Genomic DNA, 26,775 nt, shown 5'->3' on the forward strand with positions numbered 1-26,775 from the left:
CAGGCCCAAACGGCCTTTTAATCTAAAGTTCCCTCGATCGGCCGTTTGCTTGCCGAAAATGACCCGGTTCGGAGCTTCGCATGGACAATTCGATGCCGATCCTGCTCGTCCCGGGCGTCATCTGCTCGCCGCGGATTTTTGCCCCCGTCATACCGGCGCTCTGGCGGTTCGGGCCGGTGACGGTCGCCAACCACATCCGCGACGACAATATGGGCGCGATCGCGCGCCGGATCTTGGCCGAGGCGCCACCGCGCTTCGCGCTCGCGGGCCATTCGATGGGCGGCTACATCGCCTTCGAGATCATGCGGCAGGCGCCGGAGCGGGTGGCAAAGCTGGCGCTCATGAGCACCCAGGCCAGAGCCGATACGCCGGAAGCAACGGCACGCCGCCGCGGCATGATCGAGCGCGCCAAGGGTGGCCAGTATCGGAGCGTGGTCGACGAATTGTTTCCAGGTTTCGTACATCCCTCGCGGCACGGGGACACCAGCCTGCGCCAGATTGTCGACGACATGAGCGAGGATGTCGGCGCGGAGGCGTTCATCCGCCAGCAGGCCGCGGTGCTCTCCAGGCCGGATTCGCGGCCGAGCATGGCCTGGATCAAGTGCCCGACGCTGGTGCTGACAACAGATACCGACAACACCGTTCCGAACGCGTTGTCGGACGAGATGGCCAACGGCATTCCCGGTGCAAGGCTCGTGGTTCTCTCCAATTGCGGCCACCTGCCGCAACTGGAGCAGCCGAAGGCCTGCGCCGATGCGCTCGTTGAATGGCTGCGGAACTGAAGCGTTTTCAAGCGACATGGAGTTGTTCTGGCGCTGCGAACCACCTACATCAAGCGATTGCCAGATTGAAGGACAGAACGATGCTGCGCGACGAGATCAACACTGCGGTCAAGGAGGCGATGAAGGCCAAGGATGAGCGCAAGCTCTCCACGCTGCGCATGGTCAATTCGACCATCAAGAACGCCGACATCGACGCGCGCGGGCAGGGCAAGCCGCCGCTCTCCGACGCCGACCTGCTCGGCCTGCTGCAGAAGATGATCAAGCAGCGCCAGGAATCGGTCGAGCTCTACGACAAGGGCGGCCGCGCCGAGCTCGCGCAGCAGGAGCGCGAGGAAATCGCGGTGATCACGGCCTATTTGCCGAAACAGATGTCCGATGACGAAGTGAAGGCCGCGATCGCCGCTGCCATCTCCGAGACCGGCGCTGCCGGCATGAAGGACATGGGCAAGGTCATCGGTGTGCTGCGCGGCAAATACGCCGGGCAAATGGACTTCGGCAAGGCCAGCGGGCTGGTGAAGGCAGCGCTGGCCGGATAGCTGCCGGAGGCCACCGATGTTTCGTGTCGCCGCGGACAGTCTGGAGGCCTATCTCGCTTTTGATTCGGGCCGCACCGCGGATCTCGAGAAGCTGCATGCAGTGATGCGCAAGGCGGCGCCGTCACTGAAACGGCACCTCCATGCGGGAACGCCGGCGGGCGAGGCCGGGATGCGCATGAAGATGATCGGCTACGGTCAGTTTCGCTACGCGATCAAGTCCGGCAAGCAGACACCGTGGCCGGTGATCGGCGTGGCTTTGCAGAAAAACTACATCAGCGTCTATGTCGCGGTGACGCGGGGCGGCAAGCCACTGGTGTCCTGCTATGCAGGCAAGCTCGGCGAATTGCGGCGCGGCGGCAACAATTTCAGCTTCGAGACATTCGACGACCTGAAAGCCCCGGCCGTGGCGGCGCTGTTTGCCGAGGCCGCCGACATCTTCAAGGCGGACAAGGAAAATCCGGTCCGCTACATGCAGGGTGATTAGAGCGTCTTCGGGCGAAGTGGATGCCGGTTCGCGTGAAGAAAATGCGTCAAGACAGGAATCTAAAGCTCCAGCAGGTCGTGGCCGACGACGAGATTTCCTGAATAATAGGGTCGTACCGCATCGAACCACACCTCGTCCTTGAGGAACGGATAGCCGCCGGGGACGAAATGCGACAGCACGAGCGTCTTCACCCCCGCCTCGGTAGCGATGCGGCCGACCTGCTCGGTCGTGGTGTGGCTCGCCAGCAGATGCTCGCGCAGCGTCTTTGCGTTGGGCTCGGTCGCGATCAGCTGCTCGAGCGACGGCAGGTGCATGACCTCGTGGACCAGGACGTCGGCGCCCTGCGCAAGCTTGACCAGGTTTTGCGATGGCCTGGTGTCGCCCGAGATCACGATCGAACGGTCAGGACAATCGAAACGGTAGGCGAATGCAGGCTCCACGGGAGGATGCTCGACCAGTGCCGCCGACACCTTGACGTTGTCGTCCTGCATGACGAGGCCACCGGCGCTGATCTCGTGCGGAACGATCAGGTCTTTCAGCGGCGGGCGCCCTTCGTCGGCGATGCGGGTGCGGATGTCGTAGTCATTCAGGGCAAGGAACTGCGCCGTCATCTCCGCCAGCGGCGGCGGCCCGTAGGTATCGACCCGCCTGGCGAGATCGGTCGCCCAGGCCAGCAGCAGCAGATTGCCGTAGTCGGCATTGTGGTCGGAGTGGTGGTGGGTCAGGAACACGTTGCGGATCGACGCCAGTTTGAGCTTTGCCAGGATCATCTGCCGGGCGACGCCGTTGCCGCAGTCGATCACATAGGACGTGTTGTTGACGACGATGACCTGCGCGGGCGCTGCGCGATTGGGTTTCGGCGTGGGCCCGCCGGCGGTGCCGAGCAGGATCAGGCGGGACTTCGGCTTCGCCTCGGACGCCGGCTTTGCGGCGTCATCAGCGGCCCACGCGGGCAGGAAAGGCGCGGCGGCCAGTGTCGCACCCGCGCGAAGGATGTTGCGGCGCGTCATATGTTGCATGACCTGATCCCCCATGGCTCGTCTCTCGGCGATTGTGCGGAGACTTGTATGCAGTGATTGTCTTGGGATAGCTGAACGTGGGGCGATCGCAAAGCGCCTCTCGGAAAATCTTTGGTTCAAGTGAAGTCGAGCCCTGAAGTCCAACCTCGTTGGGTCCCATGCTGACTGAAGCCACCACCTACGACGAGCTCTATCGCAACTTCCGATGGGATATCCCTGCGCGCTTCAACATCGCGACCGCCTGCTGCGATCGTTATGCCGATGGTTCGGGCCGGCTCGCGCTGGTCTATGTCGACGAGGACGGCGGCACCACGCTGACCTCGTTCGACGAGGTCGCGGACGCCTCGCGCCGCTTCGCCAATGTGCTGAAGGCTGACGGCATCGTCAGCGGCGACCGCGTCGCGGTGTTCCTGTCGCAATCGCTCGAGCTGCCGGTCGCGCATCTCGCGGCGTTCCGCTCGGCGATGATCTCGATCCCGCTGTTTGCGCTGTTCGGCGAGGATGCGCTCGAATTCCGCCTGTCGAACTCCGCTGCCAAGGCGATCATCACCGACGAGGCCGGCTGGGAGAAGATCGCCAAGATCCGCAACCGCCTGCCTGACCTGAAGAGCATCTACATCGTCGGCCAAAGCACGCCAGCGGGCACGACGTCGTTCTGGAGCGCGATCGAATCGGCATCTCCCGAATTCATCACCGTCGACACTTCAGCCGACGATCCGGCGCTGATCATCTACACCTCGGGCACCACGGGAAATCCCAAGGGCGCGCTGCATGCGCATCGCGTCGTGCTCGGCCATCTGCCCAATGTCGAGATGTGCCACAACTTCCTTCCGAGGCCCGGCGACTTGATGTGGACGCCGGCGATCGGCGGGCTGATCAACGCCCTGTTGGCATTCTGGTATCACGGCATCCCGTTGGTCGGTCACCGCGCGCGAAAATTCGAGCCGCAGGCCGCGATGCAGATGATGGCCAAGCTCGGCATCCGCAACGTGTTCCTGCCGCCGACAGCGCTGAAGCTTATGCGGCAGGCAAATGTCGAAAATCCGGGCGTGAAGTTGCGCAGCATCTTCACCGGCGGCGAGTCGCTGGGCGGCGAGCTGCTCGGCTGGGTACGCGAGAGCTTCGGCGTCGACGCCCATGAGGTGTTCGGCCAGACCGAATGCAATCTCGTGATCGGCTCCAATTCCAATCTGTTTCCGATCCGCCCGGGCTCGATGGGCCGTGCCACGCCGGGCTTCGATGTGCGCATCGTCAACGACAAGGGCGAGGAATTGCCGCGGGGCCAGCGCGGCATCATCGGCGTGCGCCAGCCGTGTCCCTGCACCATGATCGAGTACTGGCGCAACCCGGAGGCCACGCATAAGAAATATGCCGGCGAATTCCTTTTGACCGGCGATCTCGGCGTGCAGGATGAGGACGGATATTTCTGGTACGTCAGCCGCGAGGACGACGTCATCACCACGGCCGGCTATCGCGTCGGCCCGTCCGAGATCGAGCATACGCTGATGAAGCATCCGGCGGTCGCGATGTCCGCCGTTGTCGGCATTCCCGATCCGATCAGGACCGAATCGATCAAGGCCTGGATCGTGCTGCGCCCGGGCTACGCGCCGAGCGACGCGCTGGCGCGCGAGATCCAGGAGTTCGTCAAGATCCAGCTCGCCGCCCATGAATACCCGCGCTTCGTGCAGTTCGCGGAGAGCCTGCCGATGACTGCGACAGGCAAGGTGCTGCGGCGCGAGCTGCGGGCGCTGGGGTGACGGCGCGATATCCCCCCATTGTTGTCCCGGCCCTCGCCGGGACAATGGCCGAGTTGTTCACGGCATCGGAATCCCCAGCTCCTTCAGGGCGGCCAGCATGCGCACCGGCGGCTGCATCGGGATCACCATGGCTTGCCCGGTTTCCAGCAGGCTCTTCAGGCTGGAGAGGATCGCGGGCCAGCCGGTACGGCCGCCGGAAAGGATGTCGTCGCTGATCACTCGGTCATGCGATTGCAGCAGCGTCAACTTGACGCCGTCGCCGGCCGGCTCGATCTCGTAGGTGACGAGCGTCGGCCCGAGCTTCTCGATCAGTTGCGGCCAGTTGACGTTGAAGGTGACGGTCAGCCGCCGCAACGGATCGCATTCGATCACCTCGCCCGAAATATGCAGCGCGCCGTCGGGTGTACGCACGATGTAGGCGCCGCCAATCCTGAGGTCGACCTCGACGGCATTGCCGGAAAAGTATTTTCGGCTGTACTCCGCATTGGTCAGTGCCTGCCACACCTTCTCGGGCGTCGAGGCAACGTAGATCGTGTAGACGATCGCCGGCTTGAACTTTTCGATATTCATGTCCGCACGCACCCTTCGATAGATCTTCATGGCTGTCAGTGGCAGTCGACGCCGAGCGCCTCGAGCGGAATCGTGAATGCCTTGCCGGTCTCGAGCAGGCTCTTGAGTCCGGACAGGATCGCAGGCCAGCCCCTGGAAATGCCCTCATAGAGCTTGCTGCCGGCGCCGAAGCCGTCATGCGTGACGGTCAGCTTGACCACTTTGCCGACCGGCTCGAGCGTAAAGACGACTCTGGTCGGCGGTTCCTTGCCCATCTCGGTATCGAGTTCGTGCTTGAAGCTGTAGGCGAGACGGTGCGGCCGGTCGAACTCAAGGATCTTGCCCGTGTCGGTGATCGTGCCGCCCATCGCGAGCGCGACGGGTGAACCGACCTTCCAGTCGGTCCTGAGCTCGGTGTCGAACCAGTATTGCCGCGTGAACTCGCTGTTGGTGAGCGCATCCCACAGCTGCTCCGCCGTGGTCTCGATAAAGGTGACGTAGACGAATTCGGGCTTACCCATCACGCTTCTCCAGTTGTTTCTTCAATTCACTGAGCGCAGCGAGCTTCCCGCGCTCGAATTTCCTGATCCACCGCTCGCCGATCTGATGGATCGGAACCGGGTTGAGGTAGTGCAGCTTCTCGCGGCCGTGCCTGATCGTGGTGACGAGGTTGGCCTCTTCGAGAATGACAAGGTGCTTGGTCACGGCCTGACGCGTCATGTCGAGGCCGTCGCAGAGCTCGCCGAGCGTCTGTCCGTTGTGGTCGTGAAGCCGGTCCAGCAGCGTCCGCCGTGAGGCATCCGCGAGCGCTTTGAAGACTTCATCCATGGGTCGGATAATAGGCAACCAAATGGTTGCATGTCAAGAGCGTGTGTTTGTACGCGGATACCGCCGTGCTAGCGTCGCGCACAGCCAACGCAGATTGGCGGGGGAACTCGGGGTGGTGCGCATGAGTGGTCGCGTTTCGGCGGTTTGCGGAACCGTTGTTGTTGTACTGCTCGCGCATGGCGCGAGCGCCCAGCAGCCGAAGATCGGCGATCCGCCCGAAGCCTCGAACATGAAGCTGGTCGGATATAGCGACCTGCAGGCGCGCAGCGCCTATCAGCCGACGATCCATCACCAGGGCAACCGCTGGATCGCCTATATCGGCCATCATGGCGGCACCGACGACATTCCAGATCCCGTCAATCCGATGACCGGAAAACCGGAACCGAACGGCACCTCGATCGTCGACGTCACCGATCCCGCGCATCCGAACTATCTGCGGCACATTCCCGGGCAGGAAGGCAAATATGAATCCGGCGGCGCCCAGATGGTGCGGGTCTGCGACGGCGACCACTTGCCGAAGGGTGATCGCAACGCGGTCTACATGTTGCGCACCTTCGGCAGCGAGGCGCATGAGATCTGGAACGTCGCCGATCCCGCCAATCCCGTGCTGGTGGCGCGGATCGGCGGGCTGAAGGACACGCACAAGAGCTGGTGGGAATGCGACACCGGAATCGCCTTCCTGGTGTCGGGCGCGCCCGGCTGGCGCACGCGGCGCATGACGCAGGTCTATGATCTCTCGGATCCCGCCCATCCTGTGAAGATCCGGGATTTCGGCCTGCCCGGGCAGGAGCCGGGTGCGACCGGCGCGGTGCCGACCGAGTTGCACGGGCCGATCTCGACCGGCGCGAAAGGCAACCGCGTCTATTTCGGCTACGGCACCGACAAGGGCGGCTTCCTGCAGATCGTCGATCGCGACAAGCTCCTGAACGGGCCGAAGGAGCCGACGCCGGACAATCTGAAATTTCCGGAGATTGCGCGGATGCCGCTGTCGGCGATGAACGGCGCGCACACCGCCTTCCCGATGCCCGGCATGAGAATCGCGGAGTTCGCGCATGACAAGGACGGCAGCACGCGCGACGTCGTGATGATCGTCGACGAGGCGATCCAGAACGAGTGCGGCGAGGCGCGGCAGATGGTGTGGTTCGCCGACGTCACCACCGAGGCGCGGCCGATGATGATCTCGAGCTTCACCGTGCCGGAAGCCAGCGGAAACTTCTGCGAGCGCGGCGGCCGGTTCGGCTCGCACTCCTCGAACGAGAGCATGGCGCCGGTCTACTACAAAAAGCTGGCGTTCATCGCCTTCTTCAACGCCGGCGTCCGCGCGCTCGATGTCCGCGATCCCTATCACCCGAAGGAAGTCGGCTATTTCATTCCGTCGATCACGCAGGCGACCGACAAGCGCTGCGTCACCGTCGACGGCAAGGAGCGTTGCAAGGTCGCGATCCAGACCAACAATGTCGAGACCGATGACCGCGGCTACATCTACGCGGTCGACCGCGCCAACACCGGGCTGCACATCCTCGAGCTGACCGGCGAGGCGCGCGCCATCGCCGGCCGGCAGTGAGGACCATGATGCGCACGTGGCCGGTCATCGCGGCGATGTTCCTCGCGCTCGGCGGCCTCTCGGCCGTCGCCGCCTACGAGATGGCGCCGCCGCGCGCCGGCGAATGGCACGAGATGGCCTGGCCATTCCCGCGCGACGGCTGGCCGGCCGGCCGCGCCTTCCGCTGCGGCGCTGCGGATTGCGGCGGGGACGTCGAGGTCTATGTCCGGCCCAAGCTCGGCTTCTGCAATTGCACCAGCGGCGTCGCCGACGACGATGAGGTCGACCGCGTCGCCGACGTCGACATGATCAGCGCGCGCTTCGTGCCGCTGAAGACGGGCGATTCGGTGGATGTCGCAGACATGCCTGGCCGGATCAGGGCGTATGCGGTGGAGCTGCCCGGCGGGAAACGCACCGCGATCGGCATCGCGCTGTCGCACCGCTGCGATCTCATGGTGATCGCTGCGCAGGGCAGCGGCGATGCGGCGCAGGTACGGCAAGCGGCACTGGCGTTCCTGGGATCGCGGGAGATCAAGACATGGATGACCGCCGCGATGGGGAGCCGCTGAGCGCGTCACCTTCCTTCACCTCGCCCGCCTGCGGCGAGAGGTCGGATCGCATCGCCAGATGCGATCGGGGTGAGGGGATACCGCTCTCACCGCCTCCACTGCCCGTTGGAGAGAGTCCTTCACCCCCGCCCTCTCCCCGCAAGAGCGCGGCGAGGGAGCCGAGCGCCTTCCATGTCGGCCTCTCGCGTGCATAATGGTGAAGAAAACAAGCGAGCCCTCCATGTCCCTGCAAGCCTATCTCGCCTTCGTCGCCGCCTGCATTGCGCTGGCGCTGTTGCCCGGTCCGATCGTCACGATGGTGATCGCCAACGGCCTGCGCTACGGCACGCGTGCCGCGTTGACCAATGTGCTGGGCGCGCAGGTCGGACTTGGCATCGTGATCAGCATCGTCGCGGTCGGCCTGACCTCGCTGATGGCCACCATGGGCTACTGGTTCGACTGGGTGCGCTTTGCCGGCGCCGCCTATCTGGTCTGGCTCGGCATCAAGCTGATCCGCTCGCCGGTCGAAGGTGTCGGCACCGACGAGTCACCTCCGCCGCCGCGCGGCGGTTTCTTCCTGCAGGGCTTTCTGGTGCTGCTGTCGAACCCGAAGGTGCTGGTGTTCTTCGGCGCCTTCATCCCGCAGTTCATGGACATGGACAAGCCGCACGTTCCGCAGGTGGCGCTGCTCGGCATCACCTTCATGGCGACAGCCGTCATGACCGACGGCGCCTATGCCGTGCTGGCCGGCCGCGCCCGCAAGTTCTTTTCCAAGAGGCGCACGCGGCTGATGTCGCGCATCTCGGGCGGCTTCATGATCGGCGGCGGCATCTGGCTCGCGCTGACGCGGGCGCGGTAGGCCTGCAGGCTTTCAGCCAGCGGCGAGGAACCGGAGGCGGATCGCGGCCGCGCTTCACTCGCGAGGATCGGTCTCATCAAAGAAGCCAGGGTGTCTGGCGACAAAGGAGTGCAGCTCGCGCCAGACGCGGTCGAGATGATCGGCCATTTCCCCTTTGGCCTGTTCCGGCTTGCGCGCGGCGATCGCGCCAAAGATCGCTTCGTGCTCGCGAAAGGTTCCCTCGGGTCGCCCAGGCTCCGGCAGCAGCGTCCTGCGGACGCGTTCGAGATGGGTTCGGATCGGATCGAGCACCTCGCCCATCCGTGCCAGGTTCAAGCCCTCGGTCATCTGGCGATGGAACCTGGTATCGAGCTCGTGGAAGCCTTCGAGATCTCCACTGGCGATGGCCGCCTTCTGGTAGGCGAGGTTCTGACCAAGCGCCGCGATTGCATCATCAGACATGCTGGCGGCGCAGACCCCGACGACCTCGATCTCCAGGGCGCGGCGCATTAACATCCATTGCCGCACGTCCTCGAGGTGGATCTTGGCGACGTAGGAGCCGCGCTGCGGTTCGACCACCACGAGGCCTTCAAAGGCGAGCCGGTTGATGGCGGTCGTGATCGAGAGCCTGGACACGTCGAACCTGACGCACCACTCGTTCTTGTCGATCGGGGTGTCCGGCGCGAGCGCGCCTGAAACGATGGCACGTTTCAGTGCCAAATAGGCCTGATCGACTTTCGACCCGGCCGTTCGGCGGCCTCGCGCCGCTGCCGTGCCTCCACTGAACCCACCGACTGAATCCATGCCGTGATCTTTCGGCTGATTTTTGCGCGTCCGGTCCCGCCAGGGCGAAGAGACTTGACGGGACAACTGATATAACTAGCATATCAGTAAAACAAGCAAGCATGACCTGCGGCTCGATGTCCACAGAGACAGGGCCGCCGGGGAGGAATGGCCCGATGGAGAGACGCCCCGGCGCCCTCGGAGCGGACGATGAGCGCGGCGCCCCCCGCTCATCCCGCATGGTCGAGCTCGGCAGCAGGACTGGCGCGCCCACCGGGCCAATTGTCCTGTCCGCGGAGCAGATCTCGAAGTCCTTTGCAGGCGTGCGGGCGCTCACCAACGTCGATTTCGACCTGCGCCACGGCGAAGTGCACGCTTTGATGGGCGAGAACGGCGCCGGCAAGAGCACCCTGATGAAGATTCTCGCCGGCGTGCACACGAGCTATGGCGGGACCGTCCAGGTCGAGGGCCGCGCGGCGTCGTTCGCCGGCGTGCGCGACGCCGAGGAGGCGGGAGTTGCGATCATTCATCAGGAGCTCAATCTCGTCCCCGAGCTGAGCGTCGCCGACAATATCTTCCTCGGCCGCGAGCCCCGCATCGCCGGCGTGCTGATCGATCGGCGGCGCATGGTCGAGACGGCCGGGCGGATCTTGCAGCGCCTCGGCGTCAGGATCGCGCCCGAAGGGCGGGTCGCCGATTTGCGCGTCGGCGAACAGCAACTGGTGGAGATCGCCAAGGCGTTGTCGCTGGACGCACGCATCCTCATCATGGACGAGCCGACATCGGCATTGTCAGCTTCGGAATGCCGGACGTTGTTCAAGATCGTGCGCCAGCTGACGGCCGAAGGCGTCGCGATCATCTACACATCGCACCGGATCGAGGAGGTCCTCGGTCTCGCCGATCGCGTGACCGTGTTGCGCGATGGCAGGCGGGTTGTGACGGCTCCGATCGGCGAATTGTCGCATGGGGCGATCATCTCGGCGATGGTTGGCCGCGAGATGGCGGCAAGCGAACGGGGCGCGGCAGCATCGGACGGCGCGGTCGTGCTCTCGGTGCGTAACCTGACACTCGACACATCAGGCCCGCACGGCTGGCGGCGGACCCTTCACGGCATCGACTTTCAGCTCCGTCGCGGCGAAATCCTCGGCATCGGCGGCCTGCTTGGCGCCGGCCGGACCGAGATCCTGGAATCGATCTTCGGGGTTGCGCGCGGCTGGCGAGGCGGCGAGATCAAGATCGACGGCGAGAGCGCCGAGATCAACTCGGCGGCCGACGCCTATCGCCTTGGCCTTGCGCTGGTCAGCGAGGATCGCAAGGAGCGCGGCCTGCATCTTGCGGCCTCGATCTGCGACAACATTGCATTGCCGTCGATTGGCGCCATGTCGCAGTTCGGCCTGCGCGCCTTCGCCAGAGAGCGTGTGCTGGCCGCCGAGATGGTTGGCCGCCTCTCCGTCCGCTGCACGGGCATCGGCCAGGCGGCGGCAACGCTCTCCGGCGGCAATCAGCAGAAAGTCGTGATCGGCAAATGGCTTGCGACCGAGCCGCGCATCCTGCTGCTCGATGAGCCGACCCGCGGCATCGATGTCGGCGCCAAGCAGGAGATCTACCAGTTGATCTTCGATCTCGCCGGGCAAGGCCTCGGCATCATCGTGGTGACGTCGGAATTGCCCGAGCTTCTGCTGCTGTCCGATCGTGTTCTGGTGATGTGCGAGGGACGACAGACCGGAATCCTGCAGCGCGAGGACGCAACGCAGGAGGCGGTGATGCGCCTTGCGGCGCCGGGCATGGCCGCGCGGTCGAGGGGAACACGGTCATGAACGTGCTGCGGCTGCTTTCGCGGACCAAGCTCTATTGGGGGCTGCTGATCATCTGCCTGATCGGCGCGCTCACCTCTCCGCATACGTCCGCCGGCCACAACATCTTTCTGTCCTACGCGAACCTGACCGACGTCCTGCGCCAGGTCTCGATCACCGGACTGGTGGCGACCGGCATGACCATGGTCATCCTGCTCGGCGGCATCGATTTGTCGGTGGGCTCCGTGATGGGTTTTGCGACGGTGATTTGTGCGATGTTGCTGACCAAGCCGGGCTGGACCGCGGCGTCCGCGATGGGCGTGCCGGCCGCGACAATGGTCGGCGGCGCAGCCGTGGCGCTGGCGGCACGCTTCATCCTGATCGGCCTGGCGCGCGGCAACGATGTCGGCGCGGGACGGCGCCGCGAGATCACGCTGCCGCCCTGGCGAAGCGTGGGAGTTCCTTCACTGCTCGGCCTTGTCGCCGCGATCGCGATCGCTTGGTGGACCGTGGGCCAGGTGACGACCAGGTTCGGCGTTCTCGGTGTGCTGCTGGTCGCGCCGAGCCTGGCGCTGCTGCTCGGCGGCATCAACGGACTTCTGATCGTGGCCGGACGGTTGCAGCCCTTCATCGCCACGCTCGCCATGATGGTGAGCGCGCTCGGCATCTCCCGGCTCACCGCGGGGCAGGACAATGCCGTCGTCCCTGTCTACACCGGCACCAATGCCACCGAAGCGTTCGAGCTGCTTCGTTCGATGCTGTGGGGCGTCCTTCCGGTGCCGAGTGTTTTCTTCCTGGCGGCGATCATCCTGTTCGGTGCGATCCTGCGCTTCACGGCCTTTGGCCGTTACGCCTATGCGATCGGCGGCAACATCGAGGCCGCCAGGCTTTCAGGCATCAAGGTCGCGCAGGTCCAGCTGACGGCCTATCTGCTCTCCGGATTGCTGGCGGGCATCGCCGGCGTGTTGTTCGTCGCCCAGTACCGGCAGGGCAAGCCCGACGCCGGCGCAGGCCTCGAACTCGACGCGATCGCCGCCGTCGTCATCGGCGGCACCAGCCTGATGGGTGGCCGGGGTGGGCTCGCCGGCACCTTCGTCGGCGTCCTGATCTTCGGCCTCTTGTCCGACATCCTGCAACTCCAGAACATCGATTCCAACGTCCAGCTCCTGATGAAGGGATTGATCATCGTCGGCACGGTCCTGGTGCAGGAACAGAATCTCGGCCAGCTCTTCGCGCGATGGCGGCTCAGCCGATCGCCGCAGGCGAGTGCCGATCCGAAAACAGCCGAAACCGATCGGCTGCCAAGCGCTGCCAAGGCGCAATTTGCAAGGGAGGATTTCGATGAAGCGTCGTGAATTCCTGAAATTGTCGACCACCATTGCTGGTGCCGCGATGACCGTCTACATGCCGGCGAACTGGACGCCTGCCAGGGCCGCCGCCAAGTGGAAGGTCGGCTTCAGCCAGTGCACCACGCTGGAGCCGTGGCGCGTCCAGTTCAACAAGGACATCCAGGCCGAGGCCAAGAACCAGCCGGACGTCGACCTCGTGATCACCGACGGCCAGGACAAGACCGAAAAGCAGGTCGCCGATTGCGAGAACCTGATCGTGCAGCAGGTCAACGTCCTCCTGATCTCCCCGAAGGAGTCGGCCGGGTTGACCGGCGTCGTAGAGAAGGCGATCGACGCCAAGATTCCGGTCATCGTGCTGGACCGCAACGTCGATACTAAGCGGATCACGCAATTCATCGGCGGCGACAACGTCGCGATCGGTCGCGCCGCCGGCGAATACGCAGTGAAGCTGCTCGGCGGTCCGGGCAAGGCCGCCGGCAACGTCGTCGAGATCTGGGGCGGCATGGGTACCCAGCCGGCGCATGACCGGCACGACGGCTTCCATGCCTTCACCGACAAGGAGCCCGGCATCAAGAATCTGCTCAACAACCAGTCCGGTGACTGGAAGCAGGACAAGGCCTACAACATCATGACCACGGCGCTTCGCAACAACGAGAAGATCGATCTGGTCTACGGCCACAACGATCCGATGGCTTATGGCGCCTATCTCGCAGCCAAGGACGCCGGCCGTGACAAGGACATCAAGTTCATCCTCGGCATCGACGGCCTGCCTGATGAAGGCGTGACCTGGGTCAGCAAGGGGCAGCTCACGGCGACGTTCCTCTATGCGACGCCCGGCGCCGAGGGCCTGCGACAGGCCGTCAAGCTCCTGAGGGGCGAGAAGCTGCAACCGGTCATAACCCTGCCGACGATGCTGATCACGAAGGACAATGCTCCCGACATCCTGAAGAAGAACGGGCTGCTTTGATCCGCTCGCGTTCACGGCAAACCAACAGCCGACGGGGTCTGGTTCGATCAATCGAACCAGACCCTGCGTCGTGCTTCCTGCCGAGGTCAGCATGAACAATCCGATCTTCGCCAGACGCGATGGCGTGTGGTTGAACGAGCCCGAACAATGGTCCGCGCAGGGCGACAGCCTTCAGATCGTCACCGACAGCGCCACCGATTTCTGGCGCGAGACGCATTACGGATTCGTCCGGGACAGCGGACATTTCCTGGGCTTTCCGACCACCGAGGCCTTCACCGCCGAGCTGCGCGTGCAGGGCGACTTCCGCGAGCTCTACGATCAGGCCGGCCTCATGGTGCGCATCGACGCACGGCGCTGGGTCAAGGCCGGGATCGAATTCTCGGATGGTCGCGCCATGCTCGGCAGCGTTCTCACCGACGGGCGATCGGACTGGGCGACCGCGCATTACGGGCATGACGCGAGCGACTTCCGCCTGCGCGCCACCGTCGCGAACGGCGTGCTTCGCTTGCAGGCCTCAGCCGATGGCAAGCTCTGGCCGCTGATGCGGCTGGCGTCATTCCCCAAGGCGAACTCCTACCTCGTGGGGCCCATGGCCTGCACGCCCGAGCGGGCCGGACTCAAGGTGATCTTCTCGGCGTTCCGCCTGACGCCGCCGCTCGGCAAGGATCTGCACGATCTGGGTTGAGATGCGCGCCTCGCTGCGAGGGATGCAAGGCTTTGCAACCCGTCATTGCGCTCGCGATGACGAGGATAGCCGTCGTCCTGACCTCAGCGGCGCCTTCGCCCGATCCTAACCCGCGATCCGCTCCATCACGTCCCGCACCAACCCCTCGAGAAGGTCGAGCTTGTATCCGGTCATCGGCAGTGGTCTAGCACCTGACGTCGCAAGCCTCGCGGCCTGGGCGATGGTCTCCGCACTGGCGGGCTGCCCCTCCAGCGCCGCCTCGCATGTCGTCAGCCGCAGCGGCACCGGCGCGATGCCGCCTGCGCTGATATGGACCTGCCGGAAGGTGCTGCCCGACATCACCGCCCGCGCGCAGATTTCCACCAGCGGCCATTCCGCATGGGTACGGCTGATGGCGCGCTTGTAGAGTGCACGCTCGCCGGCGAGCGGGGCAGGGAGCTCGATCCGCTCGATCCTCTCGCTTGATGCAAGCAGATTGTCGGCCGCCCCATTGCTGCCGTCGCCGAGCAGGTCGCGGATCGACATTCCGCGGCGTTGGTCCGTCGCGACCGTTGCATCATAGGCCAGCAGCGCCATCGCCATCGTCGACGGATGCGGCGCCACGCAAGGGCCGAGATCGAACGCGACGTGATAGAGGTGATTGCCCGGTCGCGCAGGGCAGTCGGCGCCGCCTTTCTTGAGGCAGGCGATCTGCGGGTTGCGGAAATACCAGCAGCGCGAACGCTGTGCGAGATTGCCGCCGAGCGTCGCCAGATGCCGGATTTGCGGGGTGGCGAGGCCCTGCGCGGCGGCGGCGATGCCGGGATAGGCCTCTGCGATGCGGGCATCGGACGCGATCGCCGCGATTGCGGTCAAGGCGCCGATGCGCCCCGAACCATCCGCACTCCACGCGATCCCGATCGTGTCGGGACCGGCGGTGAGATCGACGATCGGGCCGCACGACACGCCGCTGCGGCGGCGTTCCGAAAGATCGGTGCCGGCGGCGCGGAATTCCGGCACGGTGATTGCGGCTGCGGTTGCGGCGCTCATGCGGCGGCCCTCCCTTTCAGTGCGGCGACGATACGGTCAGGCCGGATCGGAATCTCGGTCAGGCGGACGCCGATCGCATCGTGAATCGCATTCGCTACCGCAGGCGACGTCGGCACCGTCGCCACCTCGCCGATGCCGACGCTGTTGCCGAGTACATGGTCGAAGCCGGCTTCGTCGAAATGCACATCGATGTCGGGCGTGTCGGCGATCCCCGGGATGCGATAATCCTCCATCCCGGCGGTGAGGACGTCGCCGTTCCGTGGATCGAGCTCGCGTGCCTCATAGAGCGCATAGCCGAGGCCCTGGATCACCGCGCCGCAAGCCTGGCTGTGCGCCAGCGCGGGCGCCGCGACCTTTCCGACCGCGATGCCGGTATGCACGTTGAGCACGCGCACATGGCCGAGCCAGGTGTCGACCTCGACCTCGATCACCTGCACCGAGCTCGGGACGCCGGCGCCGACCACGATGTTGGAGAAGCGGCGCATCATCCAGCCGAAGATGATGCCGATGAAGCCCGCGTCGCGCAGCGGCGAGCGGATGCCCGGTGTGGTGTTCCTGCCGTCCTCGCCGCGGGTCTCCGTCACCGCGATATCGGGCGAGCGCGCGATCAGTTCGCGCCATGGCGCGTTGGAGCCGGGCGCGGGCTTTCGCGTGGCCTGTTCGAGGATCGCGGCCTTCAGCTTTGCGATCGCCTGCAGTGTCGGCGGCAACACCGAGGCGGTGACGCGGCTGCCGCCGGACCCGGGACCTTCGGGCAGTGACGAGTCGCCGATGCGCACCTCGATGTCGGCGGGTTCGAGATCGAACTCGCGCGCGACGGTGTCGGCAATCACGCTGCGCGTGCCGGTGCCGATGTCCTGAGTCGCGGTGCTTGCGATGATGCGGCCGCCCCTGACCGCCACTTCGACCTTCACCTTGGGCTGCCAGAGATAGAGCCAGTAGCCGGTCGCGACCCCGACGCCGCGGCGATAGCGGCCGCTTTGCGCCGGTTTCCGATTGCGCCAGACGTCGAGCCCGGACGCCCAGTCATAGAGCCGCTGGCGGTTGGGATCCGGATCCCAGCGCTTGCGCAAGGCGATCGGGTCGACATTGAGCCGCAGCGCGGCCTCGTCGATCGCCTGCTCGACGGCAAACGCCATCGGCGGTCCGCCGGGGCCGCGGAAGGCGGCGCCGGGCGGCAGGTTGCTGATGACGTCGAAATCCGCAAGTTCCTTCGCCTCGGCCGGATAGATCAGCCGTGCGAGGCCCGCGATCGTCGAGTTGGTCGCAGCACCGGTATCGGCATGCGCGGTGACGGAGAGCGCCTTCAGGCCGCCCTGCTCGGACGAGAGCAGCGCGATCTTCACCTCGGCCGCGGGCCGATAGCCGGCGACGGAGAGCTCCTCGTGCCGGTCATAGGCGACCCGCACCGGCGCGCTCGCCGCGCGCGCCAGCTCGATCGCGGCAATTGTCTCCGTGCCGAGGCTTGCCTTCGAGCCGAAGCCGCCGCCGACATGATCGGCGATCACGCGGACCTTGTCGTGATCGAGCTTGAAGCGCTTTGCGATCTGCTCCTTCAGATGAAACACCCATTGCGACGAGGCGTGCACGGTCAGCCGGTCGCCGTCGAAACGCGCCACCGCGGCATGCGGCTCGAGACAGGCATGCTGCTGCGTTCCGGTGCGGAAGGTTCCCTCGATCAACAGCCTGTTGTTGGCCTGGCGCGCCTCGTTGACCCAGCTGCGGGCCTTGCCGGCGCGCTTGGAGAAGGCCGCGGTCGGCCCGCGAACGTTCTGCTTCCACGGCGCCGGGCCGCCGCCGGCTTCCGAGACGTTGCCTGCGCGCTTGCGGTTCGTCTTGTCGAACACGACGGGCGCGTCACCCTTTCGGCCGGCGTCGAGCCCGATCACCGCGGGGAGGCGTTCGCTGGTCAGCCTGATCGCTGCGAGCGCGGCAAGCGCGGTCTTGCGGTCCATGGCCGCGACTGCCGCGATAGGTTCGCCGACATAGCGCACGATGCGGTCGTCACCGAGCAACGACACCGCGGCGACACCGGACAGCGCGCGCGCCGGGGCCAGATCGAGCACGGTGATACGCGCATGCGGCTCGTGCGAGCGCAGGATCACGCCTTCGAGCTGGCCGTCATGCCTGATGTCGACGGTGTACTTCGCCGCGCCCGTCACCTTGTCGCGGGCCTCGATGCGCGGCGTGACGACGTTGTCGCCGTCGAACCGGCCGGCGCAGGCATCCGCCACCGCACGGAATATCCCGTCATAGGCGCCGCAGCGGCAGAGATGGCCCGACAGCGCCGCGCCTATCTCCTCGCGTGAGGGTACCGCCGTTCCCCTGGTTGCGCGCCAGCGGTCGCAGAACGCGACGGCTTCCACGATGAAGCCGGGCGTGCAGAAGCCACACTGCAGGGCGTCATTCGCCATGAATGCCTTCTGCACCGGATGCAGCCTGGCCGCGCCGACGCCCTCCACCGTCGTCACCGACCTGCCCGCAGCCGCGCGCGCCGGCATCAGGCAGCTTGCGACCGGCGCGCCGTCGACGAGCACCGTGCAGGCGCCGCACACGCCGCCGCCGCAGACGAGCTTGGTGCCGGTGAGCTTGAGCTGATCGCGGACGACGTCGACGAGCAGCGCGTCGGGGTCGTCGGGCAGGGATTCGATGCGGCCGTTGATGATCATCGTACTCATTAACGTGCTCCAGCTCTGCTGCGTGATGGTTTGGCCTTGGTCGCCGCCCTGGCTGCGGGCGGCTTCTGCGATTTCGGTACGGCGCCGGCACAGAGCGTCCGCACCATCATCGTCATGTCCTTGAGAAATGCGTCCGCTGGCTGCATCGCAGGATGCTGGGACTTCGATCCGTGCACCGCCATTTCGACGAGCCGCGCGAATTCGGCCGGCGACAGGCCCTGCGGCAGAGCGAGATTCAGCCTGCGCGCGGTCCGCTCGACCGTCGCGACCAGCCGCTCCGCATAGCGTGCCGCATAGGTCTGGTAGAGGTCGCGCGCATGCACGAGGTGCTCGGAATACAGCTCCTCGATGTGCGGTGAGCCGTCGAAGGACGCGATCATGGTCTTCATCCGTGCGTTCATGCCGGAGGCAAGGATGTCGGCGAGGTCTCCGCCGGCCTGTTCGGTCGCGGCGACGGCGGCATCCTCGGCCGCGATCGCGGACTCATGCACGCGTTCGATCACCGCGCGGAACAGCGCTTCCTTGGATTCGAAATGATGATAGAGCGCCTGCCGCGTCAGGTTGGCAGCTTCGGCGACCTGCTCGATCGATGAGCGGCGAAAGCCGTGACGGCGGAACACCAGCATGGTGGCATCGAGAATGCGGGTCTTCGGTCCCATTTGTCGATTTTGACAAAATGGGAAGAATTGTCAAATCGCGATTTGGTGAGGGCGCGGTGCCCCGTGGCGCCGATCACGGTCTCGGGAGCTCCGCGGCCCGGACGCTCGTGTGAGCGACATCACGGATGACCCTGCTCCGCCTGCCTATGGTTCGGTCATGCACGGTTGAACCCGCGCACGGATCTTCTGAGGACGCGAACATGACCCAGGTCTATTTCCATTGCTCCAACACGCGCGGTGTGTTGATGGATCGCCGCGGCAGCTCCGTGGCCGGCCTTACCGAGGCCTGCGAAGCGGCAACGCGCATGGTGCGTTCGCTGGTCGCAACCGTCAGCCTGGAAGACTGGCGTGACTGGGTCCTTCATGTCAGCGACGAAGCCGGCGAGGAGATCTTTGTCCTGCCCTTCGCATTCGTTCTCGGCAAGTCGCACTGAGAGGGTGCGCGGCGTCGGACCAGCCGTCATCTCTACGCCGCGGCTCGAACGCGATCACGACGGGCTGGCTGAGCCGCGCTCCGTCATGCTTCCCGCCGACCGGTGAACCTGAGACCAGGCGGCACTACTAAGGGTGAGACAATCTTGAGATTTCGCCGTGCCCGGCCGTTTTGCTATCGCTTGCAGCAGGCCATTCTCACGCCGGGGACGTTGTTGACGGAGCGTTGGTCTGTGAACCCTTTTCTTGATGTCGCCTACCGGATCGTCGCAATCGCGCTGTGTTTCTCTTGCGGCCGCAATGTGTGGTGCGGCCTTGTCGAGAGAAAAATCACGTTCTTCAATACGGATCTTCTGGACTGGTGGTCGCCGTCGAGGCAAGTCATTCACAGGGAGACCGCGCCGATCCGATACTGGATCGTCGTCTGCACGCAGACCGTCACCTCGGTTCTATGCTTCGTCGCCGCGATCATCGGGTGGTGGCAGCCAAACAGCTGAGCATCCGAGCCTCGGCTCGGCGAACAACAGTGCAGCGTCGCGCAGGCCGTTACCCCTGCGGCCTTGCCGACGCGAGCGGTCGAAGTACGCCGCGGCCGTCGCCCACCATGAACATCGCAAACGTTTCCCTAACGCGTGCCGCCGGCGTCGTCTCCGCGGGTCTCGGGGAAGCTGCGGCCACGATGGGGCGGAATTCGTCCGGGTCTGCCCAGCGGCGGGCAACGATCGTGCCGGCCGAAGGCAGCAGGATGCCGCCGTCTCCGAAGCAGGCATCGTAGACGTACAGGCAGGCAAGGAATCCGGAAACGGCAGCAAGGAAAACCCTGAAAAATAGCATCTTTGTCTGCGCCTTCTTGATTGAGGCGACGATGCCATCTGATTGTATACGCCGCATTTAGCGGGTCGGATGATCGGTCGGTACAGTTGTCAGTTCGTGAATACGATGCCGTAAAGCTTTGGCTCACCAATCTTTTCAAGCACGCGGCAACCAGCTTTCCTCATCGGCCGGCAACGAGTCTCTGGCATCCTGGCAAAAAGGGAGCAGCAAAGAGAGGCAGTCATGCTCGTCGCCATCCGGATCATGATCGTGATCGCCAGTGCGTATGCTGGCTCTGCGGTTGCGGAGATGCAGTTTGCGCCGTTACCGAACCCGGCAACGCTCGCTCAGCCGTGAAAAGGCGGTGCGAGCAACCGCATCGTCCGCGGCATCCTGATCCATAGGTAGGCAACCAGATCAACGCCTCCTTGCGAAGCGTCGTCTCCATCCCGCCGCGCAGACGTTTCAAGAGCAGCGGCTTCAGCACCGCGTCGCGTTGATGGAGCGTGCCGATATGTCGGGGGGCTTGGCCCCGGGCCGCCGAGCGGGCTTGATCGTGATCGAGTTCAGCAGCGTCGCAGCCGCGATCATCACCATAATGCCGCCAACGCTGAGCGCGATCTGCGTGGTAATTCCATCCGAGATCTCGAGCAGCGCCATGTGGCTGCCGCAGGCCAGCAGCACGCCGAGGCAATAGATCGGCAGCGAGTTCTGGCCACAGCAGATCACGCCGCGCAGCGCCGGGGTCTTCAGCGCCGGCCAATCACACGGCACCAGCCGCACCGTCACCACCGCGATCGCCAGAAAATGCAGCAGTCGCACGGGATCGAGATTCGATTTGTCCAGGGCGTGAAACTGCTTCGCCAACGTCGCCGGGACCATCGCTTCCAGCGGCTCGATGTGCCAGCTCAGGGCAATGAAGAGGCCAAAGAGCAGATACAGCACGGCAACGGCCAGCACCGTGCGCGAAACTATCCATGGCCGCGCATGCGCGCCCGCGATCATCCACCACGCGCCGAGCACGACCAGGAACTGCCAGGCCAGCGGATTGAAGGCCCAATGACTGCTCGGCCATGCCGGAACCATCCAGCCGAAGACCTGTACCAGCACATAGAGTGCGAAGGAGGCGCTCAGCGTCGCGTTCGGCCAGCGCAACAACAGCCACAACAGCGGCGCGAACAAGAGGTGAAGCAGCACGAAAATGGGCAAAACGTCGGCATTGACCGGGCGGTATTGCAGGATCACCGCGTGCGCGAGCGTCGCACCGGGATTTTCCAGCAGAACGCGCGTATTGGTCGCATCTGCAAGATCGTCGCCGCCTGCGAGATAGATCATGATCACGCAAGCGAGCGTGAGCAGCAGAAACGCCGCGTAGATATCCCATCCCCGACGCAGCGAGCGGCTGACCACGCCATTCCAGCCTTCGTAGCGGAGCGCCCTGCCGTAGGCCAGCGCACAGGTGACGCCGGACATGAACATGAAGATTTCCGCGGCATCGCTGAAGCCGTAGTTCTTGAGCGTCAGCCAGCTTCCGATGTTGTTGGGGATATGGTCGAGGAAGATGCACCACAGCGCGATGCCGCGGCAGGCGTCGATGCGCAGGTCTCGCCCGGATTTCTCGAACTCCGGCGATGACCTGTCGACCAACGGCTTCGACATGTGCATGCGATTGTGCATTTGGTTGCCCTGACCGACGTGCGACCATGGTCTCTGCCCGGACCGGAAATCCTCCGGAACGGCCCGATGCGGTTGCCGGCTACCGGGTGATTGAGGCCTTGCCTGCCGTGGTGCCGTCGTCCAGTCCATGGCAACGATGACCCGGGTTGGCCGGATTGGTGGCATCCGAATTCATTTCCAGAACCTCGTCGCCGACGACCGGGACCAGGATCTGCTTGCGCATTTCAGCGAGCCGGGCACGACAAAATTCCCGATACAGCAGGTCGAGTATCGACATGATCGAAACCTCGCTTGATCAGCACCATCGACGCCCCATGCAATTTCTTTGGTCATTTCACCCGGGCTGAGGACGAGCAGAGCCGACGGGTACCGTCCTGATGAAGACTGCCATCTCGCGCCCCGCGCGCGGCACGACGTCATCGGGGAAGCGGACATCCCGGACGCAGCCAGCGGATCGTAGCCCAGATCACTGAATTCGCTTGATTGCGAACAACGCGGCATGTTCGAGCTATGCTTGCGGCCGCAGCGCCGACGATGCCAAAAACGGATCCGATCGCAGCAACCAGAAATAGCTTCATCATGGCTCTCTCCTCTTTAGAGAGATATTTTCACCACGACTTTCGCATCCACCCTAGTACAGATTGTCGCGCTTCGACGTGAACCAGTTCACTTGCGGCGTCGATTGCCTTGAGTGACACTAGCAAGCGGACAGTGTCGTTTCTTGGACTTCTGCGCACCTTGAATTGGACAGTCGGTGCGCGACGCGCAAATTGCAGATATCGGCAGTCGATTGTCGGAATAACTCCGGTTGTTGCGTGAGGCTTGGAGATTCCACATGTCAGCGGATGCAGCCGATTTCAAGTCGATTCGATTTTCCACTCGCGAGCTCCCCGAGAGGATGCGAATCCCGATGTGGCGCGAAGAGTTCGGTCGGTGCGTCGTCCACGCCGATATCGCGGCCGCGTCCGACGCTCCGTTTCACGCCGAAGCAACGCTGCAAGCAGTTCAGGGGCTGCGCATGCTCGCATTGCAGGGGGCACCCATGCGCTTCAAGCGTTCGCGAACAGATATCGTCGATGGCGATGACTCGATCGGCCTCATCGTGAGTTCTCCGGGTGCGAGCCAGCTATCGCAGCGCGGCCGGGAGATCGAATGCCGCGGTGGCGAAGCCGTCGCGATTCTGCACTCGGAGCCGGCCACTGTCTGTTATGTCGGAGGACGTCAACTCGGTCTGGCCGTGCCGCGTGACGCACTCGTGCCGCGCGTGACCGATGTCGACAGCCTCGCCATGCGGCCGATCTCTCGCAGAACCGAGGCGCTCAGGCTTCTCATGATCTACTTGAAGTCGGCATTGCGGCAGGGCGCGCTGGCTACGCCAAAGTTGCACGATTCGATCGTGACCCACATCCACGACCTAGTGGCGCTCGCAATCGACGAGCGCGTTCCCTTGGGCGAGAGCCGCGCGAGCGCGGTGATCGCGGCGCGCCACAGTGCCGCGCTCGACCACATCGCGGCGCATTTTCAGGATCCGGAACTCAGCCTGGAGATCGTGGCCCGTTGCCAGGGCATCTCGCCGCGTTACCTGCAACGCCTGATGACGTCATCGGGAGTTTCCTTCACGGAGCGCGTCAACGAGTTGCGGCTGCAAAAGGCGTTCACGCTCTTGATCTCGCCACGCGATGGTGCGCGGCGAATCTCCGATATCGCGCTGGACGTCGGCTTTTCGGACATATCACACTTCAACCGGCTGTTCCGCGCCCGCTTCGGCGATTCGCCCCGCGGCGTGCGCAGCACCGGAAGCCGGGCCGCGTGACCGCGCTGACAACTGCAATGTTCACCTGCAATGTTCACATGATAGAGCGATTATCGCTCTAGGCCTGGTCTATTCACGCGCAATCAACGCCTCCTTGCGCAGCGTCGTCTCGATCTCGCCGAGGATGCGGGCGAGGCGATCGGCCCATGCGGCCTCGCCGGCCTGGTCGGAGATCAGGTCCTGGCGGATCTCGATCCCCGAATTCATCAGGGCGCGCATCTCGCCATGCACCGGGATCGTGTAGTCGGTCTCGTCGCCCACCGCATAGGGCTCGTTGTCGCCGACCACGAGATCGGCCTCGCCGCGCAGATGTTGCAGCAGCAGCCGCGGCAGCACCTTGTCGCGATGATAGAGCGTGCCGATATGCCAGGGCCGCGCGATGCCGGCATAGACAGGCGTGAAGCTGTGCAGCGACACCAGCACCGTAGGCCAGCCCTGCTGCGCGCGCGCATCGATCACGGCATCGATGCGCGCGTGATAGGGATCGAAGATCTGCGTACGCCGCAGTTCGGCCTCCTCGCGCGACAGGCCCTCATTGCCTGGCACGGTGGTGGCTTCGCTGATCAGCGGAATCGAGCTTGCGACGTGCGGCGGGCGGTTGCAGTCGATCACGAGCCGCGAATATCGCTGCGCGATCAAATGCGCGCCAAGCCGATCGGCGAGACGTTCTGCAACGCCGGCGATGCCGATGTCCCAGGCGATGTGCCTGACGAGCTCGCTTTCGGGCAGACCGAGACCGCCGAGCGGGGAGGGAATCATCCGGCCATAATGATCGCAGGTGAGCAGGAACGGCGAGCGCGCGAGCGCATTGCGTTCGAGGACCGGTGGAACATCGGTCTCTGCGAGCAGAAGGGAAGGCTTGCCGCCACGATTCAAGGGTCTTTTCCTCAATTTTGCCTATTCGGGCGGCAGGCCGGTCTGGAAATGAGCATCATTCCCTATAGATTAAGCCACCCAAAATCACGATGATTGTTCGACGATGCCGCTGCTGACTATCCATCACAAAACCGTTTATCGCTACACGCGCCCGGTGGCGTTCGGCGAGCACCGCATCATGCTGCGGCCGCGCGACAGCCACGATCTGCGCGTGCTGGCCAGCCGGCTCGTGATCGATCCGCAGCCGATGCGGCTACGCTGGATCCACGACGTGTTCGGCAACAGCGTCGCGATCGCGACCTTCGACGATCGCGCCGAAGAGCTCTCGTTCGTGTCGACGGTGACGGTCGAGCACAATCCGGCGGAGGAGTTCGCGCTGACGCCGGATGATCCCGCCTATTTCTATCCGTTCCTGTACGATGACGAGGAATTCCCCGACCTGCAGCAGTTCATCACGCCGCAATATGGCGATCCGAACGGCGAGCTGTCGGCCTGGGCGCTGCGCTTTCTCGACGTCCAGGCGCCCACGCCGACGTTCAACATCCTGAGCAGCATGACGCATCGCATCCGCGAGACGTTTTGCTATCGCAGGCGCCATGAGCAGGGCACCCAGCATCCGCTTGATACGCTGCAGACGAAGTCCGGCACCTGCCGCGACTATGCTCTGTTCATGATCGAGGCGCTGCGCCGGCTCGGGATCGCCGCCCGGTTCGTCTCCGGTTATCTCGCGGGCGATAGCGGCACCGTGCACGGCCATGTCGGCGGGGGCTCGACGCATGCGTGGGTGCAGGTCTACCTGCCGAGCGCGGGCTGGATCGAGTTCGATCCGACCAACGGCATCGTCGGCACCCGTGACCTGATCCGGGTTGCGGTGGCGCGCGACCCGCGCCAGGCGATCCCGCTGCACGGCGTGTATCTCGGCGCGGCCGACGCGTTCCTGCGCATGGATGTCGACATCAATGTCGTCCCGGCCGGCGAGGACGCGGAGCGGGAGATGGCCTGACGATGCAGATCAAGGTCGGCTTCGAGATCACCTACACGGCCGCCCAGCCGACGCCGATGGTGATGATGCTGTCGATCCATCCCTCGCGCTACGGCGACATCGTCGGCACCGAGCGGATCACGACCGAGCCCGACGTGCCGGTCGGCTTCTATCGCGACAGCTTCGGCAATGTGTGCGGCCGGCTCGTCGCCCCCGCCGGCGGCGTCACCTTCCGGTGCGACGCGCTGGTGCGCGATTCCGGATTGCCCGACGTCGTCAATCCGGCCGCGCAGCAGGTTCCGATCGAGCAGTTGCCCGACGATCTGCTGCTCTATCTGATGCCGAGCCGCTATTGCGAGACCGACAAGCTGACGGACGTCGCCTGGACGCTGTTCGGCACCACGCCGCCCGGCTGGGCGCGGGTGCAGGCGATCACGGACTTCGTGCATGGGCATGTGACGTTCGGCTATCCGCACGCGCATCACATGAAGTCGGCGCATGACGTCTATGAGAGCCGCGCCGGCGTCTGCCGTGACTTCGCGCATCTGGCGCTCACGCTGTGCCGCTGCATGGGCATCCCGGCGCGCTACTGCACCGGCTATCTCGGCGATATCGGTGTGCCGCCGGAGCCGGATCCGATGGATTTCTCCGGATGGTTCGAGGTCTATCTCTCCGGCCAGTGGTACACTTTCGACGCCCGCCACAACATGCCGCGGATCGGCCGCATCCTGATGGGCACCGGCCGCGACGCCGCAGACGTCGCGCTCACCACGAGCTTCGGCCGCATGACTCTGGCGAAGTTCGTGGTGGTGACGGATGAAGTGAAGGGCGCCTAGCGCATCTCACGTTTTTCTGTCATTCGGGGATGGTGCGAAGCACCAGAACCCGCAATCTCGAAATTCCGGGTTCGATGCTGCGCATCGCCCCGGAATGACGCGGTAACACATGACCTCCGACCTTTTGTTCGTCTACGGCACGCTGATGCGCGGCTTCGACCATCCGATGGCGAAGCTCTTGTCGGCCAATGCGGACTTCCTCGGCGCGGCGAGTTGCCGCGGCCGGCTTTATCTCGTGAAGCACTATCCGGGCCTCGTGGCCTCGGACGATCCGGCCGACATCGCGCATGGCGAGCTGTTCCGCCTGCGCGAGCGCGAGGCGATGCTGCGCGAGTTCGACATGTACGAGGCCTGCGGCGAGGGTTTTCCGCAGCCGACCGAATATATCAGGGCGATGCTGCCGATTGCGTGCGCCGACGGCAGCGCGAGCGAGGCGTGGACCTATCTCTACAATTGGCCGGTAGGGGAGCTGCCGCGGATCGCGTCAGGACGATTCCTCGAGCACTAGAATAGCTCTCG

At 64.6% G+C, this 26,775-nt stretch carries 29 protein-coding genes and 1 pseudogene; 17 read left to right on the forward strand and 13 right to left on the reverse strand.

The features are described from left to right. Positions 1-80: 80 nt before the first annotated feature. The 3 genes from JQ586_RS06435 (at position 81) to JQ586_RS06445 (ending at position 1,802) form a co-directional block, all read left to right on the forward strand. Positions 81-782: an alpha/beta fold hydrolase gene (locus JQ586_RS06435; protein ID WP_212393677.1), complete on the forward strand. Its 702-nt coding sequence runs from the start codon at positions 81-83 to the stop codon at positions 780-782. Positions 783-862: 80 nt separating this feature from the next. Continuing rightward, a complete protein-coding gene (locus JQ586_RS06440; protein ID WP_212393846.1) occupies positions 863-1,318 on the forward strand; it encodes a GatB/YqeY domain-containing protein in 456 nt (151 codons plus the stop codon). Between the two features lie 16 nt (positions 1,319-1,334). Beyond that, a complete protein-coding gene (locus tag JQ586_RS06445; RefSeq protein ID WP_212393678.1) occupies positions 1,335-1,802 on the forward strand; it encodes a hypothetical protein in 468 nt (155 codons plus the stop codon). Between the two features lie 59 nt (positions 1,803-1,861). Here the strand turns inward: JQ586_RS06445 and JQ586_RS06450 are convergent, their stop codons facing one another. Then, positions 1,862-2,821 carry an MBL fold metallo-hydrolase gene (locus JQ586_RS06450; RefSeq protein ID WP_212393679.1) on the reverse strand — a complete coding sequence of 320 codons (960 nt, stop codon included), beginning with the start codon at positions 2,819-2,821 and terminating at the stop codon, positions 1,862-1,864. Between the two features lie 158 nt (positions 2,822-2,979). Here JQ586_RS06450 and JQ586_RS06455 point away from each other — a divergent pair, with 158 nt between their 5' ends. After that, complete coding sequence (locus tag JQ586_RS06455) at positions 2,980-4,578, forward strand: acyl-CoA synthetase (RefSeq protein ID WP_212393680.1); 1,599 nt, start codon at positions 2,980-2,982, stop codon at positions 4,576-4,578. Between the two features lie 57 nt (positions 4,579-4,635). Here the strand turns inward: JQ586_RS06455 and JQ586_RS06460 are convergent, their stop codons facing one another. From JQ586_RS06460 to JQ586_RS06470, 3 genes are read right to left on the reverse strand one after another with little or no spacing between them, the layout of a single operon-like run. Next, positions 4,636-5,148, reverse strand: coding sequence for an SRPBCC family protein (locus JQ586_RS06460; RefSeq protein WP_212393681.1), 513 nt, complete (start codon positions 5,146-5,148; stop codon positions 4,636-4,638). A gap of 35 nt (positions 5,149-5,183) precedes the next feature. Beyond that, entirely contained in the window at positions 5,184-5,648 is a 465-nt protein-coding gene (locus JQ586_RS06465) for an SRPBCC family protein (protein WP_212393682.1), read from the reverse strand. Next, on the reverse strand, positions 5,641-5,955 hold the full coding sequence (locus JQ586_RS06470; RefSeq protein ID WP_212393683.1) for a helix-turn-helix transcriptional regulator: 315 nt from the start codon (positions 5,953-5,955) through the stop codon (positions 5,641-5,643). The genes JQ586_RS06465 and JQ586_RS06470 overlap by 8 nt, the downstream gene beginning before the upstream one ends. Positions 5,956-6,076: 121 nt before the next feature. On the opposite strand from JQ586_RS06470, the gene JQ586_RS06475 reads away from it, so the two are divergent. From JQ586_RS06475 to JQ586_RS06485, 3 genes are all read left to right on the forward strand, one after another. Next, entirely contained in the window at positions 6,077-7,519 is a 1,443-nt protein-coding gene (locus JQ586_RS06475) for an LVIVD repeat-containing protein (RefSeq protein WP_212393684.1), read from the forward strand. Between the two features lie 8 nt (positions 7,520-7,527). After that, complete coding sequence (locus JQ586_RS06480) at positions 7,528-8,067, forward strand: hypothetical protein (protein ID WP_249147366.1); 540 nt, start codon at positions 7,528-7,530, stop codon at positions 8,065-8,067. 220 nt (positions 8,068-8,287) lie between these two features. After that, on the forward strand, positions 8,288-8,905 hold the full coding sequence (locus tag JQ586_RS06485) for a LysE family translocator (RefSeq protein WP_212393686.1): 618 nt from the start codon (positions 8,288-8,290) through the stop codon (positions 8,903-8,905). A 54-nt stretch (positions 8,906-8,959) separates the two neighbouring features. Here the strand turns inward: JQ586_RS06485 and JQ586_RS40385 are convergent, their stop codons facing one another. Beyond that, positions 8,960-9,466: a GntR family transcriptional regulator gene (locus JQ586_RS40385; protein WP_312016937.1), complete on the reverse strand. Its 507-nt coding sequence runs from the start codon at positions 9,464-9,466 to the stop codon at positions 8,960-8,962. A 27-nt stretch (positions 9,467-9,493) separates the two neighbouring features. Beyond that, positions 9,494-9,688, reverse strand: a pseudogene (locus tag JQ586_RS41460) (hypothetical protein); the annotation flags it as partial. Between the two features lie 218 nt (positions 9,689-9,906). Here JQ586_RS41460 and JQ586_RS06495 point away from each other — a divergent pair. From JQ586_RS06495 to JQ586_RS06510, 4 genes are all read left to right on the forward strand, one after another. Next, a complete protein-coding gene (locus JQ586_RS06495) occupies positions 9,907-11,484 on the forward strand; it encodes a sugar ABC transporter ATP-binding protein (protein ID WP_249147388.1) in 1,578 nt (525 codons plus the stop codon). Then, positions 11,481-12,815 carry an ABC transporter permease gene (locus tag JQ586_RS06500; RefSeq protein ID WP_212393689.1) on the forward strand — a complete coding sequence of 445 codons (1,335 nt, stop codon included), beginning with the start codon at positions 11,481-11,483 and terminating at the stop codon, positions 12,813-12,815. The genes JQ586_RS06495 and JQ586_RS06500 overlap by 4 nt, the downstream gene beginning before the upstream one ends. Next, positions 12,802-13,776: a substrate-binding domain-containing protein gene (locus JQ586_RS06505; RefSeq protein ID WP_212393690.1), complete on the forward strand. Its 975-nt coding sequence runs from the start codon at positions 12,802-12,804 to the stop codon at positions 13,774-13,776. Before JQ586_RS06500 ends, JQ586_RS06505 begins: the two co-directional genes overlap by 14 nt. Before the next feature lie 91 nt (positions 13,777-13,867). Beyond that, complete coding sequence (locus JQ586_RS06510) at positions 13,868-14,461, forward strand: DUF1349 domain-containing protein (protein WP_212393691.1); 594 nt, start codon at positions 13,868-13,870, stop codon at positions 14,459-14,461. Between the two features lie 105 nt (positions 14,462-14,566). Here the strand turns inward: JQ586_RS06510 and JQ586_RS06515 are convergent, their stop codons facing one another. From JQ586_RS06515 to JQ586_RS06525, 3 genes are read right to left on the reverse strand one after another with little or no spacing between them, the layout of a single operon-like run. Further along, positions 14,567-15,490: a xanthine dehydrogenase family protein subunit M gene (locus tag JQ586_RS06515; RefSeq protein WP_212393692.1), complete on the reverse strand. Its 924-nt coding sequence runs from the start codon at positions 15,488-15,490 to the stop codon at positions 14,567-14,569. Then, positions 15,487-18,168: a molybdopterin-dependent oxidoreductase gene (locus JQ586_RS06520; RefSeq protein ID WP_212393693.1), complete on the reverse strand. Its 2,682-nt coding sequence runs from the start codon at positions 18,166-18,168 to the stop codon at positions 15,487-15,489. The genes JQ586_RS06515 and JQ586_RS06520 overlap by 4 nt, the downstream gene beginning before the upstream one ends. Beyond that, on the reverse strand, positions 18,168-18,827 hold the full coding sequence (locus tag JQ586_RS06525; RefSeq protein WP_212393694.1) for a TetR/AcrR family transcriptional regulator: 660 nt from the start codon (positions 18,825-18,827) through the stop codon (positions 18,168-18,170). The genes JQ586_RS06520 and JQ586_RS06525 overlap by 1 nt, the downstream gene beginning before the upstream one ends. A 200-nt stretch (positions 18,828-19,027) precedes the next feature. Here JQ586_RS06525 and JQ586_RS06530 point away from each other — a divergent pair, with 200 nt between their 5' ends. Together JQ586_RS06530 and JQ586_RS06535 are read left to right on the forward strand one after the other, a co-directional pair. Next, a complete protein-coding gene (locus tag JQ586_RS06530; RefSeq protein ID WP_212393695.1) occupies positions 19,028-19,261 on the forward strand; it encodes a DUF6894 family protein in 234 nt (77 codons plus the stop codon). Between the two features lie 144 nt (positions 19,262-19,405). Continuing rightward, on the forward strand, positions 19,406-19,756 hold the full coding sequence (locus JQ586_RS06535) for a hypothetical protein (protein WP_212393696.1): 351 nt from the start codon (positions 19,406-19,408) through the stop codon (positions 19,754-19,756). Positions 19,757-19,805: 49 nt separating this feature from the next. Here the strand turns inward: JQ586_RS06535 and JQ586_RS06540 are convergent, their stop codons facing one another. The 3 genes from JQ586_RS06540 to JQ586_RS06550 form a co-directional block, all read right to left on the reverse strand. Continuing rightward, on the reverse strand, positions 19,806-20,093 hold the full coding sequence (locus tag JQ586_RS06540; protein ID WP_212393697.1) for a hypothetical protein: 288 nt from the start codon (positions 20,091-20,093) through the stop codon (positions 19,806-19,808). 459 nt (positions 20,094-20,552) lie between these two features. Next, positions 20,553-21,749, reverse strand: a complete 1,197-nt coding sequence (locus JQ586_RS06545; protein ID WP_212393698.1) for an OpgC domain-containing protein — start codon at positions 21,747-21,749, stop codon at positions 20,553-20,555. Positions 21,750-21,828: 79 nt separating this feature from the next. Continuing rightward, positions 21,829-22,026, reverse strand: a complete 198-nt coding sequence (locus JQ586_RS06550; protein ID WP_212393864.1) for a hypothetical protein — start codon at positions 22,024-22,026, stop codon at positions 21,829-21,831. 558 nt (positions 22,027-22,584) lie between these two features. On the opposite strand from JQ586_RS06550, the gene JQ586_RS06555 reads away from it, so the two are divergent. Further along, entirely contained in the window at positions 22,585-23,562 is a 978-nt protein-coding gene (locus JQ586_RS06555) for an AraC family transcriptional regulator (RefSeq protein ID WP_212393699.1), read from the forward strand. A gap of 69 nt (positions 23,563-23,631) precedes the next feature. On the opposite strand, the gene JQ586_RS06560 is transcribed toward JQ586_RS06555, so the two are convergent. Beyond that, positions 23,632-24,438, reverse strand: a complete 807-nt coding sequence (locus JQ586_RS06560) for an N-formylglutamate amidohydrolase (protein WP_212393700.1) — start codon at positions 24,436-24,438, stop codon at positions 23,632-23,634. A 103-nt stretch (positions 24,439-24,541) separates the two neighbouring features. Between JQ586_RS06560 and JQ586_RS06565 the strand changes: the two genes are divergently transcribed. The 3 genes from JQ586_RS06565 to JQ586_RS06575 all read left to right on the forward strand — a co-directional run bounded on the left by JQ586_RS06565 (position 24,542) and on the right by JQ586_RS06575 (position 26,764). Then, a complete protein-coding gene (locus JQ586_RS06565) occupies positions 24,542-25,441 on the forward strand; it encodes a transglutaminase family protein (protein WP_212393701.1) in 900 nt (299 codons plus the stop codon). Between the two features lie 2 nt (positions 25,442-25,443). Then, entirely contained in the window at positions 25,444-26,256 is an 813-nt protein-coding gene (locus tag JQ586_RS06570) for a transglutaminase family protein (RefSeq protein WP_212393702.1), read from the forward strand. Between the two features lie 109 nt (positions 26,257-26,365). After that, positions 26,366-26,764, forward strand: a complete 399-nt coding sequence (locus JQ586_RS06575) for a gamma-glutamylcyclotransferase (RefSeq protein WP_212393703.1) — start codon at positions 26,366-26,368, stop codon at positions 26,762-26,764. The last annotated feature ends 11 nt before the right edge of the window (positions 26,765-26,775 follow it).

It is taken from the genome of Bradyrhizobium jicamae, from assembly GCF_018130215.1.
In the GTDB taxonomy this organism is placed as follows: domain Bacteria; phylum Pseudomonadota; class Alphaproteobacteria; order Rhizobiales; family Xanthobacteraceae; genus Bradyrhizobium; species Bradyrhizobium jicamae_A.